The following is a 12,744-nucleotide window of genomic DNA, read 5'->3' on the forward strand; positions in this document are numbered from 1 at the left end:
CACCGCCGCGCATCACTCTCCGGAGAGGGCGCCAGGGCCACAGGCATCCGCTCCCTCGGCCTCGCATCAGGCCGTGGACCGAAGGGCGGCCTTCAGTCTTCCGGGTGCCCGTCGTAGACGCGGATCTTGTACTCGGTGATCTCCAGGGCCAGGGCGAGTTCACGGATCTGCCGTTTGATGCGGTCTTGCTGGTCGAGCATGATGCGGCGGCGTTCCGGGATGGTGTGGGGGCCGTCCTCGACGAGCAGGATGTAGCGCTTGAGGTCGGTCATCGTCATGCCGGACAGGCGCATCCGGGTGAGGAAGACGAGACGGCGCAGGTCGAGCGCGGAGTATTCCCGGTACCCGGATGCGTTGCGAGCGGGCCGCACGAGCCCCTCCTGCTCGTAGTACCGGAGGGTGTGCGTCGACAGGCCGACCAGCCGGGCGGCCTCGGCGACACTCCTGGGCATCGCCGACTCCTCGATCGTGGCGTCGTCGAGGAGCTCGTGCAGAGCATCGACCGCCGATGAGGACGGCCCGTCGCCGGCAGCGAGGATGCGTTCGATCAGCGCTTCAGTGGCCATGGCCCGCAGCCTACGGCGATCAGAACGCGCGCACAGCGGGCGGCAGCCCTGGGAAGTCCGCCGACTCGCTCACCGACGCCCACTTCTCGACGTCGTCCAGCCCCCTCCGGTAGACGCGGGTGAGGTTGCGAACCGCCTCGGCACCGAGGGGGAGGCGGAGAGGCGCGTCGGGGGCGTCGAGCATGTCGCGGATCACCCGGGCGGCACGTGCCGGGTCGCCCTCCTGAATACCGTCGGCCTCGGCCATGTTCGCCCGTACGGCACTGACGGAGTCCTCGTAAATGGAGCTCTGTCGCGCCGTGTTGAGCACGTCGGGGGCGTTGAACGCGGTCCGGAAGCGACTGGGCTCGGCGATCAGGACCCGGATGCCGAACGGCGCGACCTCACCCGCGAGGGCCTCCGACCATCCCTCGAGCGCGAACTTTCCGGCCGAGTAGCTGCCGACGGCAGGGAACGACATCCGCCCTCCCTGGCTGCTCATCTGCACGATCGCGCCCGAGCGGCGCTCCCGCAGATGGGGCAGCACGGCGCGCACATAGGCGGCCGGGCCGAACAGGTGCTGCTCGAGCATGGCCCGCAGATCGGCATCCGTGATCTCTTCGGCGGTGCCGACCTGGCCGGCACCGGCATTGTTGACGAGTACGTCGACCCGCCCGAACACCTCCAGCGCCTGCTGCACGACCGCGTCCGCTCCCGCCGTGTCACGCACGTCGTGCTCGATGGCGAGAAGCCGGTCCCCGTACCGCGCCTTGAGCCCGTCGAACCGGTCGGCCCGCCGCGCGGTCCCGACCACCTGCTCGCCGGCCGCGAGCGCCGCCTCGGCCAGCGCCAGGCCGAGGCCCGAACTCGCACCTGTGATGATCCACGTCTTCGTCTCGTTCGTCTTTGTCACGTTCGTCTTTGTCACGACCCCGACGCTAGGGGTTCAAGTGCGCTTGAAGGCAAGCCCGCTCAGGCTCGGCCGGCGGAGAGTGGTCCGGCCGCTTGCCCAGTGCGCGTCCCTCGCGGCCGTGAGGCGCCGCACCCGGGGGACGCGCCGGTACGCCCGGCTCTGCGACTCCCGGCGGAACGGTGGCGAGGTGCAGCGCTTGCGCTGCGGCTCCGGAGCGATGACCTTGACGAGTCTCCGTACGTCCCGGCACGGGTGTGACGCCGCTGTCGGGCGCGACGTGGCGCCGTCAGGAGCGGGAGTTCCCCCGCGGCTCGACACCGACAAGCGGCTCGCCTGGTGCCGGTGGAAGATCATCGGCCCAGGTCGTTCGTTTGCGGGCAGGCGCGCCATGGGCGAGCTGATGCCGTGAGCGTCACCGGGCTTCTCGGGGGTGCTCGGTGCGGAGGCGTTCGCAGAGGCCGACCAAGTGCGTCTGCAGCACCTCCTCGGCTTCCTTCGAGGTCAAGTGGCCCATCAGCACATGGGTGGTGAGGCCGTCGGCGAGGGCGAGCAGGGCGCGAGCCTCGTGCTGCGGGTCGGGCCGCGTCACGCCTTCGTCGGCCGACCCGCTCGCGGCGACCTCCGTGACGAGGCGGACGAGGAGGGTGTGAAGAGCCGTGTAGCTGCTTCTCAACGGGCCGGCGAGGGTCTCGCTGACAGCGGCCCGGGCGACGAACGCGAGCCAGATCCGTGCTTCCGCGCGGTGCTCTTCGCGGAGCAGGGCGATCTCGTCGGCGGCGTGGCTCAGAACGGTGACGGCGGACTGGTCCGGGCTTGCGGCCAGGCGGGTTCTCAGCCGTTCGGTGACGCGGTCGCCGATGTGGTCGACAGCGAAGAGGAGCATCTCCTCCTTGCTGCGGAAACAGCGCTGGACGGCGCCCAGGGAGACCTGCGCGCGGGCGGCGACATCGCGCATGCTCACTCCCTCCGGCCCCTGTTCCTCGGCGAGGACACAGACGGCCTCCGCGATCCGGCGGCGTCGGCTTTCGTAGTCCACCTGCTTGGGCATGCTCGGTCAGCTCCTTATTTCGATACGACTGTATCGCTTCCGGGCTATGGTTGCGGCATCGGCACTTCGGCATGGAGGGGAACCACGGTGAGCAGGCAGGACACCCTGTGGGCATGGACGGCCACAGCTCAGGCGGAGGCGGTCCGCAGCGGGAAGACGTCGGCAGTCGAACTGATCGACAGTCACTTGGAGCGCATCGCCGAGGTCAATCCGCAGATGAACGCGGTCACGCAGCTGCTGGCCGAGCAGGCCCGCGAGGCCGCAGCGCGCACGGACCGGCGGCGGGCCTCCGGCGAAGATCTCGGGCCGCTGGCCGGTGTGCCGTTCACGGTGAAGGAGACCACCGCCATCGAGGGCGTGCCGACCACGCTCGGAGCGACGCGCTTCCGGAACTTGGTGGCTCCGGCCGACGCGCCCCCGGTGGCCCGGCTCCGCGCGGCCGGAGCCATACCGATCGGCCACAGCAACATGCCCACCCTGGTCCTGGCGGGGATGCACACCCGCAGCGAGTTGTTCGGTGACACCCTCAACCCCTGGGACAGGAGCCGGACTCCGGGCGGCACCAGCGGCGGTGACGGGGTGGCCGTCGCGACGGGCATGGCCGCGCTCGGCCTCGGCAACGATTCCGGCGGATCGGTACGGATCCCGGCCTCGTTCTGCGGCGTGGCGGGGCTGAAGCCGACCACCGGGCGGTTCCCCGCCGACCACCGCGTCCTCGGCCCGGCCGACCCGGGACTGGCCTCACAGCTCCTGGTCACCGACGGTCCACTGGCCCGCTCGGTCGACGACCTGCGGCTGGCGTACGAGACGCTGGCCGGCACCGACCCCCGGGACCCGCGCGCCGTTCCGGTGCCCCTCTACGGCGAACCGCTGCCGGGTCCCCTCAAGGTCGCGGTCGTCGCCGACCCCGGCGGCCACGGCGTTCACCCCACCGTCCGCGCGGCTGTCACCGCCGCAGCCGCCGCTTTGCGGGACGCCGGGTACGACGTACGAGAGGTGGCGGACGTCCCTCGGCTGGACGAGGCCCTGGAGGCGTACGGCCGGATCACCGTGACGGAATTCGCGCCGGTCTGGCCTGCGGTCCGGCAGCTTCTCGGAGACGGCGGAGACCGCTACATCCAGATGGCCATGGAGAGGACTCCGCCCGTGAGCGCCGCAGAACTCATCGAACTGACGGGGACCTGGCTGGGCATCCGCCGCTCCTGGGCCGAGTTCCTCGACGAGTACCCGCTGGTGCTCGGACCCGTGTTCACCGAGCCGCCCGTCGAGCCCGGGCTGGAGTCGCACGACGGAGCGGGACGGGAGCGAGTCGCCGGAGCCATGCGCCTGTGCTCCGTGACCAGCTTCGTGGGCGTGCCCGCCGTCGCCGTCCCGACCGGAGTCGACGACGGGCTGCCGTCCGGTGTGCAGGTCATCGGACGCGCTTTCCGCGAAGACCTGTGCCTGGCCGCAGGCCGGGAGATCGAGGCCCGCCTCGGCACCCTCTCGCCGATCGACCCGCGCCTCTGACAGACCGTCTCGGAATGGGCCGGGCGCCTGGGCGTGCAACCGAGGGAAGCGGACGGGGAGTTGTCCTGGTGGTGGGCGGGAGAACGATGGCGTCGCGGCCCGGCCCATGTCCGTGCGGCCGTGGGCGCGCTCGCCGCCTTCGCCCGCCCCCTTGGCCTCACTCGCAAGAGTCGGGCTCGGTTCCACTTCCTCCGGCCGGACTGAGCTGGGCGCGGCTGGGGGCCGTCCCGTGTGTGTGTGGGGGGGGCAGTCTTGACGTTTCCGCAGCCGGACGTCGGGGAGGCAGGGGTTCCCGGCGCGGCCCGCCGGGTTCGGCGGGGTGCGGGTGTCGGGCTCGGCGGGCTGGTTCATCGCAGTACCGCGCGGGCCGGGAGGGAGGTCGAGAGCAGGGCGAGGAGCAGCGCGGCGGCTGCGAAGGAGCCGGTGAGGAGCGGGGGCAGATAGGGGCCCTCGCCGGTGAGGCCGTGGGTCATGGGCACGAGAGTGGTCAGGGCGATCGTTCCGCCCAGGACGGTGCCGGCGACGCCTACCACCAGGCTCTCCCAGTGGAGCATGCGCAGGACCTGGCGGCGGGTCGTGCCGACGAGCCGGAGGGTGCGCAGCTCGTGGCGGCGGGCGAGGACGGTCATCACCAGGGTGTTGGCGGCGGCGACGGCCGCGAAGCCTCCCAGAACGGCGGCCATGGTGGTGTTGGCCCAGGCGTTGACCTCGCGGTCACGGCTCTGGGCGGCGGCCCGGCCCGCGGCGTCGGTGACCATTCCGAGCGCGGCGAGGCGGTCCGGCGTGCCGCCGCGGACCAGCAGTTCGTCGGCGTACGGGTCGCTGCGGTGGCCGGCCAGATCGGCGGCGGGCAGGGTGACCTCGGCGAGGCCGAGGCCGCGCCCGTAGGTGGCCACGACGCGGGGCGAGGCGGTGCGGCCGTCGGGCAGCCGCAGGTGGAGGCGGTCTCCGGGGCGGACACCCGCGGCGTCGGCGAGGTTGGCGTCGACGGCGATCGTGCCGGGGCGCAGGTCGGCGAGGGAGCCGGTGCGCACGTCGAGGTCGAGTACGGGGCGGGGGTCGGCGGAGACTGCCAGGGCGGTGGCGCTCCGGAAGCCCGTGTCGCGGTCGGGAAGCAGGACGCCGGTGTGCTGGACGGCCACGGCGGCGGTGACGCCCGGGAGGCGGGCGGCACGGGCGGCGGCGTCGACGGGCAGCCCGGCCGGGGCGGTCACGACGTGATCGGCGACTACGCCGGCCCGCTGCTGGTACTCGGTGGCGCGGTCGGTGCTGGCGTGCAGCAGGACGAGGGTGGAGGCGAAGGACGTCGCGAGCACGATGGGCGTGAGCGCGGAGGCGAGTCGCCGGGCGTTGGCACGGGAGTTGGCGGCGGCGAGGTGCCCCGGGGCCCCGGCGGCGTGGAGCGGCAGGCCGAGGACGGTGGCGCTGAGCCGGGCGACCAGCGGGCCCAGGAGCGCCACGGCCAGCATGAAGAGCATGACGACGCCGAGGGCGGCGTTGGCGGCGTCCTCGCCGGAACCGGCGGCAGCGACCCCGGCGAGCGTCGCACCGCCCCCGGCGGCGGCCGCGCCGAGGACGGTGCGGACCCGGCCGATCGCGCGCCGTTCGGTCTGCGCCTCGGCGAGAGCACTGCCCGGGGCGACGCGGGAGGGGCGGCGGGCGGCGGCGAGCCCGGCGCCCAGGGCCGTCAGGACGGCGACGAGGACGGCGGCGACGTACGGCAGGGGGCCGGTGTCGAGCCTTACACCCTGAGGAACCGCGCCCTTGGCCTGGAGCTGTCCGAACCACCAGCTCGCGAGGGCGAGTCCGGGCAGGCAGCCGAGGGCACCGGCGAGCGGGGCGAGCAGCAGGGCCTCGGTCGCGATGGAGCGGCGCAGCTGGCGCGGGGTGGCGCCGATGGCCCGCAGCAGGGCGAACTCGCGGGAACGCTGGCCCACGGAGAGGGCGACGGTACCGGCCGCGGTGAACACGGCGACCAGGGTGGCGATGCCGCCGAAGGAGCCGCCGAGCGCGACCAGGATTTCCTTGGTGGCCGGGAGCGCGGCGCCCTCGGCGAGGCTGCGGTCGTCGCCGGTGTGCACCTGGGCCGTGCCGTGCAGCGCGCGGTCGACCTCGGCTGCGAGCGTGCCGGGGTCGGTGCCGGGAGCGGGCAGGACGGCGATGGCGTCGACGGTGCGGGGGTGGCCGGAGAGGGCGAGGGCCTGGGCGTCGGTGAACCAGACGCCGGGCGTGCCGGCGGTTCCGGAGACGGTGAAGGTCCGCCGGCCGAGCGGGGTGTCGAGGGTGACGCGCTCCCCCACGCGCGCGTGGCCGCCGCCGAGCACGACTCCGTCGGGCCCCGGGGCGGTGCCGGAGGCGAGGCGGGTGCCGGTGAAGGCGGTGGAGCCCCAGCCGGAGGCGGTGAGCGGGGTGCCGGCAGCGTCGCGTACGGGGTAGCTGACGTCGCCGACGGCACGGGCGGCGCCCGGGGCGCGGGCGGCGGCGCGGACGAGGGAGGCGTCGAGGCGGGCGCGGTCGGGCAGGGCGGCGGAGAAGGTCTCGCGTTCGGGGCCTCGCCCGACGGTGGCGTGCACCTGCTGGTCGGCCGCGGCGACGACGGGCGCACCGGCGTACCGGCCGGGCGGCACGGACGCGGTGAGGCCGGTCTGGAGCAGCAGTCCGCACGCGGAGACGACGGCGGCGGCGAGCAGCAGCGCGACGAAGGTGCCGACGAAGGAGGAGGGCTTGAAACGGACGGCGGCGCGGGCGAGGCCGTTGGGTCGGAGCGGCATCAGGCGACCGCCCCGAGCCGGGCGGAGGTCGCGGCCGTGGTCGTCGCCGTGGAGGTGAGGTCCGCCATCAGGGCGGCGATGCGGGCCGGGGTGGACCGGGGAAGGCGGTCGGCGAGGGCGCCGTCCGCGAGGAAGAGGACGTGGTCGGCGTAGGCGGCGGCGACCGGGTCGTGGGTGACCATGACGACGGTGGCGCCGAGCCGGTCCACGGCGTCGCGGAGCAGGGTGAGGATCTCGGCGGCGGTGGTGGTGTCGAGGGCGCCGGTGGGTTCGTCGCCGAAGATCACGTCCGGCCGGGTGACGAGGGCGCGGGCGATGGCGACGCGCTGCTGCTGGCCGCCGGAGAGCTCGGAGGGCCGCCGGTCGCCCTTGTCGGCGAGGCCGACCTGCCCGAGGACCTCCGCGGCGCGGTGCCGGTCGGGGCGGCGGCCGGCGAGCCGCAGCGGGAGCAGCACGTTCTGCTCGACGGTGAGCGAGGGCAGCAGGTTGAAGGCCTGGAAGACGAAGCCGAGGCGGCTGCGGCGCAGCTCGGTGAGCTTGTTCTCACCGAGGCGGGTGATCTCGGTGCCGCCGAGCCGGACCGAACCGGAGGTGGGGCGGTCGAGTCCGGCGGCGCACTGCAGGAAGGTCGACTTGCCGGATCCGGACGGTCCCATGACGGCGGTGAAGCTGCCGTGCGGGAGGCTCAGGTCGATGCCGCGCAGGGCGTGCACGGCGCGGTCTCCCTTGCCGTACCGGCGCCGTACTCCGGCGAGTTCGACGGCTGCCGTCGAGGGGGCGGCTTCCCGTGCCATGGGTTCCTCCGTACGTTCGGGTTCGTCCTGTCGAACGTACGGATCGGGGCAGGTCAGGGGCCATGACGGGGGCAGGTGGATCATGGGTGGGGTTGTCCCTACCCTCGCCGTCAGGTCCAGGCCGTTTGCGCGGATCCTGCTGGGCCGTCGATGTCCGGCACGGCGGTCGCCGTGTCGGTCGATGCGTGCCGCGATCGGACCCCCTGGGAGGCAAAGGCCGGCTGTCGCGGTGGAGACGGCAGAGACGGCGGAATCGGTCTCTCTCCCCCCGGACGCGGAGCGACGTCAGGCGTTACGCGAAGGCGGCCCCGTTCCCGGCGGACGCCCCCGCCGAACCGCTCCCCCGGTTCTCCGCCCCGCGTACCAGGGGACCTGGCTAAGGGGTGACCGGGGCATCCCGCGCGCCTGGCGCCGCCCGGGTGGGCGACGGCACGCCTTCCTGCTCCCTCACCGGTCCGGCGCCTGCGGCTGCGTCTCCCGCAGGGTGATCGCCCGGACGGGGCAGGCACGGGCCGCCTCGCGGACCAGGGTCCGGCCCGCTCCGTCCTCGCGGCCGGGGAGGACGGTGCCGAAGCCGTCGTCGTCCTGGGTGAAGACATCGGGAGCGACCAGGGCGCACTGGCCCGCCCCGATGCAGATGTCCGGGTCGATGGAGATGAGCACCGGTGGGGTTTCCTTTCTCGTGGAGCCGGATGCCCGCCTGGCGGATCTCGTGGAGCCGGATGCCGGCCTGGCGGGGGCGCTCACCAGGTGACAGGGAGTTCCAGCATTCCCTGGATCGTGTCGCCCGGCTTGAAGGGGATCTCCTCGGCGGGCGCCGCCAGTCGTAGGCCCGGCAGGCGCCGTAGCAGCGTGCCGAGGGCGATCTCCAGTTCCGCGCGTGCCAGGTTCTGGCCGAGGCACTGGTGGATGCCGAAGCCGAAGGCGACGTGGTGCCTCGCCGTGCGCCCCCAGTCCAATTCGTCCGGGGCGGCATAGACCGCGTCGTCACGGTTGATGAGGGAGGTGGAGAACACCACGCCCTCACCGGCGCGGATGACCGTCCCGTCGATCTCCAGGTCCTCACGGGCCACGCGCAGCATGCCGTCCGCGATCGACAGGAACCGCAGGAGCTCCTCCACGGCCGTCGGCAGCAGGCTCGGATCCGCTCGGAGCTGCTCCATCCTCTCGGGGTGACGCAGCAGCGTGTACGTCCCCAGGGAGATCATGTTGGCGGTGGTCTCGTGCCCCGCGACAAGGAGGATGGTCGCCAGCTGCACCAGCTCCTCGCGGTCGGGGGCGCCTTCGCGTGCCTGCCGTGCGACCAGGTCGTCGAGGACGCCCTCGCCCGGCTTGGCGCGCTTGCCGTCGATGAGGTCGCCGAGGTAGCCCTCCAGCCGGGCCAGCGCGTCCTCGATGTCCTCGCCCGTCGGGCCGCGGAGCAGCCGTCGGGACTGTTCCTCGAAGAAGTCGTGGTCCTCGTACGGCACACCCAGCAGGTCACAGATGACGATGGAGGGCACCGGCAGCGCGAACGCGCTCACCAGCTCGGCCGGCGGACCCGCCGCCTCCATGGCGTCGAGCAGCCTGTCCACGGTCGCCTGGATCCGGGGACGCATGCCTTCCGTGCGCTTGAGCGAGAAGCTCGGGATCAGCATCCTGCGCTGGACGTTGTGCTCGGGGTCGTCCCACCCGAGGAGCGCGGCGCGTCGGCGGCTGCGAAGGGCCTGGGCTCGTTCCGTGGGGATCGGGAAGTCCGGGTGCGTGGAATCGGTGGACAGGCGCTGATCGGCCAACAGGGCCCGCGCGGTGCTGTGTCCGGTGACGAACCACACTTCCCGGCCGTCCCACAGGGTGACCCGGGACAGGGGGCGGTCCTGGCGCAAGGGGTCGTAGGCGACCGGGGGGTGGTAGGGGCAGGATCGGCTCTGGGGAAAGGAGACGGCTTCTTCCGTTGTCGTCATCGGGAACCTCGCAGACGGCAGATCGTTGGCTCCGGTATTGGCGCCACACCCACTACATGCCTCAGGCATCCATCCGGTCTACGCAGAGTTCGGCCAAACCGCCGAAATGGGTAGCACCGGTCCGGCGGGCGGGCGACAGGATCCGGGGGCGTGGGCGACGGCCGGCAGCGCCCGGTCTTCCAGCGGGTGACTCCACGGACAGCCCTGCTGGCAAGGGGCGATCCCCCGCGTCGCAGCATGGTGATCGGCCTCCGAACTGCTTCGGACCCAGGGCGGAGTACGGCGCTATCCATGACGGATCCGATGTCCTGATCCCAGCCCCGCACATACGAGCCGTACGACAGCCCCCGAGTTGGAGAACCACGCTTCGCCAACCGGCGTTTCGAATCTCCGCCGCCGCACCGCAGGATTCCCCGGACGACCCGACCGGGACCGCCGCGGCCGCCGTGGAGGCGCGTGGCGACGGGCACCGGGCGCACGAGGAGGCCGGCCGCACGCGTCGGGGGACGTGCGCGTACGACCGGCCGGGGGCGTTATCCAGGCGCTCCACCACACCGCTTACCCGCGCCCTGCGGACCAAACATGACGACCGCGACCGGACGGTGGCGGGGGCGGCGAGGAGGGCCGGTTACAGGCGGGGCAGGCGGTGACGAGTAGGGCGGGGCCCGGACCGTGCCGTACGGTCACCCGGTGGTGATCGTGGACCTGCTCGCGGGTCGTCTGCCGGCGACGGCTCGGCGGTAGCGCCTCTCGCGGCTGGCGCCCGTACCCGGAACTCGGCGTGGCGCGGCCGGGAGGGGGCGCTGTCACAGGCGATCGGCAGGATTGTGGCCATGAGCTTCGCTCCTGTCACTCCGCCACGGCCGGTCGACGTTGTCGCGGCCTTCCCCCAACTGGCCCCGCTGGCCCGCACGGCGACCCGCCTGCACCCGCGCCCTGGAACGCCGACATGGCACGACAGCTCGATCGGCGGGCCGCTTCTGTGGCCCTCCGAGGAGGCCTGGCCGCACTGCGAGGAACCGCACCTGATGGACGGCGTCGGCCGAGCCCAGTCCCCGGCGGATCTGCGGCTGGAACGACGGATCCTCGCCGCCTCGCACGACCGGGACCCGACTCCGGAGGAACGGGAGACCCTCGACCGGATCCGGCCCCCTCGGACGTATCCGGTGAGGCCGGAGGTCCAAGCGTACGACGGCCCCATCGCGATGCTGCCCGTCGCGCAGCTGTACGTACGGGATGTGCCGGATCTGAGCCCACCGGAGGGCAAGGACCTGCTGCAGGTCCTGTGGTGCCCCTTCGATCATCCGATCATGCCCAGGACCCTGCTCTTCTGGCGTTCGGCGGCCGCCGTCACCGACGTCCTCGCCACGCCCCCCGAGCCGCCCGCCGTGCAGTTCGACGGCTATCTGCCGGAACCGTGCGTGCTCGAACCGGAGCAGATCACCGAGTACCCCGACCATCTGGAGCTGAGCGATGAACTGCGGGACCAGCTCGCGCAATGGAGGGTGCCGCAGGCAGCGGAGGAGGACATGGACCCGGAGACGTACTACGACTGCGTGCTCTCCAACGCACCCGGCTGGAAGGTCGGCGGCTGGCCGGCTTGGAACTCCACCGACCCCAGCCCGCAGCCCTGCTCCGAGTGCGGCACCATCATGGAGGTCCTGATGACCGTCGCCACGTTCGAGGAAGGGGACGACAGCGGGAACAGCTGGTCTCCGAACCCCCACCCAGGTGCTGGACCGTACCCCGGCCACCGCGGTTACAACGCGACCGGTGTCCAGATAGGCAGCGGCTACCGGCAACACCTGTTCGTCTGCCCGGCGGAGCCCCAGCATCCGCACGTCGAGTTGATGACGTAGCCCGTCCGCAGCGTCCAGCCGGGACACCACGGCGCGGGCACGCCATGATGCCGGATGGCCTCGGGGTCCGGGTGCCTACCTGCTGCCGACATACGAGAAGGCAGCAGGCCGCTCTGACGCGACCGTGGCGTGTCGCCCCCGGTTGGACGGGGGCCGTCGGTTGCCGTGGCCTCGACGCCGCCCGTGAAGGCGAGAAGCGGGGGCATCGCCGGTTCCCGGACACCTTTCGGTGTGTGTCGGCCCGGAGGGCGGGACGCCGGCTTCACCGCTGCCGGTGCGTCCCGTGGCGATCCAGTGATCCCCAGCGTCCCGGTTGCTGCTCGACAAGGTCGACGGCCTCGGTGATGACGTCGTCGTCGACCCAGGCGAGCGGCTCCACATCCGAGACCAGGGGCTCGTTGTCCGGCCCCCGGGCCACTTCCCTGCCGCGCAACAACCAGGGTCTGGTGAGCGGGTCCTTCAGCCGGGGAAGGTGGCAGTAGTCGTACAGACGCCGGGCCACCCACAGGCGGGCCGGCCGTTCTTCCCACCAGTCCTCGATGCCCAGTGCGCTGGCCGACAGGCCCGGCAGGCGGACGCCCGTCAGATCGTCGGCGCTGGAGGCGCTCCGAAGATCCGGGTCGGGCCCGCGTGACCAGCGCACGTAGATGTCGTGGCGGTCGGCCACCAGCCGTGCCACGTCGTCCAGCGTGCTGAGGGACGGCATAGGAGACGTGCTCATCGATGCCTGCGCGGGTTCAGTGGGCAAGCGCGAAACTGTCTTCAGCCCCGGCTTCGCAACCCGTGCCGGACAGCTGACGGCGCGCGGTGGCCAGTGCGGTGTCGATATCGCGGGTACCGGTGGAGACACACAGGGTGTAGATGACGTCTTCCACCCGCCGACGCACTTCGGCCGATCCCTCTTCGGAGTGAAGGAGCAGGGTCTCGTACTGCTCGATGAGGCTCTTCAGCACGGTGGGGTGTGCCATCAGCATCAGCTGTCTCCTTGCTCTGAACAGGGAAAACGTGTCCACTGCCGCTCGTCTGCCCCAGGCTTCGCGGAGGTAACCACGTACGTCGGGGCACAAGTGGAACGGTCGGCTCGGGGCACGGGTGGAGCGATCGGCTTCCGGCCGGTGGACGGGGCTGACACCGATTGTGGGTCTCCCGGCCGGGACGCGCATGGGCTGCGCTGTCCGGCAGGCCGTACCGCCTGTGCCCGTGCCTGGCGACCGACAGGTCATGCGGCGGTTGGCAGCGGGCACGATCTCGTGGTGCTGTGGTCCGTACCGGTGGCCGCCTCTCGGCCGCGGACCAGGACCCGGACGCCAGAGGTGGCGACGCCCCCACTCTCGTCCCGGGCCGCCGAGGGGTGAGGCTGAA

The 12,744-nt window shown here is 72.5% G+C and carries 11 protein-coding genes; 2 read left to right on the forward strand and 9 right to left on the reverse strand.

Annotated elements, in window-relative coordinates; translation table 11 throughout:
• Window positions 1-92: 92 nt before the first annotated feature.
• From ACFZCF_RS17240 to ACFZCF_RS17250, 3 genes are all read right to left on the reverse strand, one after another.
• On the reverse strand, window positions 93-566 hold the full coding sequence (locus ACFZCF_RS17240; protein WP_388443716.1) for a MerR family transcriptional regulator: 474 nt from the start codon (window positions 564-566) through the stop codon (window positions 93-95).
• Window positions 567-585: 19 nt separating this feature from the next.
• Window positions 586-1,473, reverse strand: coding sequence for an SDR family NAD(P)-dependent oxidoreductase (locus ACFZCF_RS17245; RefSeq protein ID WP_391287122.1), 888 nt, complete (start codon window positions 1,471-1,473; stop codon window positions 586-588).
• Between the two features lie 397 nt (window positions 1,474-1,870).
• Window positions 1,871-2,506: a TetR family transcriptional regulator C-terminal domain-containing protein gene (locus tag ACFZCF_RS17250; RefSeq protein WP_391287123.1), complete on the reverse strand. Its 636-nt coding sequence runs from the start codon at window positions 2,504-2,506 to the stop codon at window positions 1,871-1,873.
• An 87-nt stretch (window positions 2,507-2,593) separates the two neighbouring features.
• Between ACFZCF_RS17250 and ACFZCF_RS17255 the strand changes: the two genes are divergently transcribed.
• Entirely contained in the window at window positions 2,594-4,015 is a 1,422-nt protein-coding gene (locus tag ACFZCF_RS17255) for an amidase (protein WP_391287124.1), read from the forward strand.
• 347 nt (window positions 4,016-4,362) lie between these two features.
• On the opposite strand, the gene ACFZCF_RS17260 is transcribed toward ACFZCF_RS17255, so the two are convergent.
• From ACFZCF_RS17260 to ACFZCF_RS17275, 4 genes are all read right to left on the reverse strand, one after another.
• Complete coding sequence (locus tag ACFZCF_RS17260) at window positions 4,363-6,786, reverse strand: FtsX-like permease family protein (protein WP_391287125.1); 2,424 nt, start codon at window positions 6,784-6,786, stop codon at window positions 4,363-4,365.
• Window positions 6,786-7,580: an ATP-binding cassette domain-containing protein gene (locus ACFZCF_RS17265; RefSeq protein WP_391287126.1), complete on the reverse strand. Its 795-nt coding sequence runs from the start codon at window positions 7,578-7,580 to the stop codon at window positions 6,786-6,788. The genes ACFZCF_RS17260 and ACFZCF_RS17265 overlap by 1 nt, the downstream gene beginning before the upstream one ends.
• 447 nt (window positions 7,581-8,027) lie before the next feature.
• Window positions 8,028-8,243, reverse strand: coding sequence for a ferredoxin (locus ACFZCF_RS17270; RefSeq protein ID WP_391287127.1), 216 nt, complete (start codon window positions 8,241-8,243; stop codon window positions 8,028-8,030).
• Window positions 8,244-8,323: 80 nt separating this feature from the next.
• Entirely contained in the window at window positions 8,324-9,523 is a 1,200-nt protein-coding gene (locus ACFZCF_RS17275) for a cytochrome P450 (protein ID WP_391287128.1), read from the reverse strand.
• Between the two features lie 833 nt (window positions 9,524-10,356).
• Between ACFZCF_RS17275 and ACFZCF_RS17280 the strand changes: the two genes are divergently transcribed.
• Window positions 10,357-11,382: a hypothetical protein gene (locus ACFZCF_RS17280; protein WP_391287129.1), complete on the forward strand. Its 1,026-nt coding sequence runs from the start codon at window positions 10,357-10,359 to the stop codon at window positions 11,380-11,382.
• Between the two features lie 262 nt (window positions 11,383-11,644).
• Here the strand turns inward: ACFZCF_RS17280 and ACFZCF_RS17285 are convergent, their stop codons facing one another.
• Together ACFZCF_RS17285 and ACFZCF_RS17290 are read right to left on the reverse strand one after the other, a co-directional pair.
• On the reverse strand, window positions 11,645-12,103 hold the full coding sequence (locus ACFZCF_RS17285) for a DUF6098 family protein (RefSeq protein WP_391287599.1): 459 nt from the start codon (window positions 12,101-12,103) through the stop codon (window positions 11,645-11,647).
• Between the two features lie 16 nt (window positions 12,104-12,119).
• Window positions 12,120-12,356: a DUF5133 domain-containing protein gene (locus tag ACFZCF_RS17290; RefSeq protein WP_391287130.1), complete on the reverse strand. Its 237-nt coding sequence runs from the start codon at window positions 12,354-12,356 to the stop codon at window positions 12,120-12,122.
• Window positions 12,357-12,744 lie beyond the last annotated feature (388 nt).

Origin of the sequence: Streptomyces sp. NPDC007945 (assembly GCF_042958885.1) — a bacterium.
Classification (GTDB): Bacteria; Actinomycetota; Actinomycetes; order Streptomycetales; family Streptomycetaceae; genus Streptomyces.

Coding starts and splice junctions, on each gene's coding strand:
- ACFZCF_RS17240 (WP_388443716.1), bottom strand. CDS start 566: ATGGCCACTGAAGCGCTGATCGAACGCATCCTCGCTGCCGGCGACGGG.
- ACFZCF_RS17250 (WP_391287123.1), bottom strand. CDS start 2,506: ATGCCCAAGCAGGTGGACTACGAAAGCCGACGCCGCCGGATCGCGGAG.
- ACFZCF_RS17260 (WP_391287125.1), bottom strand. CDS start 6,786: ATGCCGCTCCGACCCAACGGCCTCGCCCGCGCCGCCGTCCGTTTCAAG.
- ACFZCF_RS17265 (WP_391287126.1), bottom strand. CDS start 7,580: ATGGCACGGGAAGCCGCCCCCTCGACGGCAGCCGTCGAACTCGCCGGA.
- ACFZCF_RS17275 (WP_391287128.1), bottom strand. CDS start 9,523: ATGACGACAACGGAAGAAGCCGTCTCCTTTCCCCAGAGCCGATCCTGC.
- ACFZCF_RS17280 (WP_391287129.1), top strand. CDS start 10,357: ATGAGCTTCGCTCCTGTCACTCCGCCACGGCCGGTCGACGTTGTCGCG.
- ACFZCF_RS17285 (WP_391287599.1), bottom strand. CDS start 12,103: ATGAGCACGTCTCCTATGCCGTCCCTCAGCACGCTGGACGACGTGGCA.
- ACFZCF_RS17290 (WP_391287130.1), bottom strand. CDS start 12,356: ATGCTGATGGCACACCCCACCGTGCTGAAGAGCCTCATCGAGCAGTAC.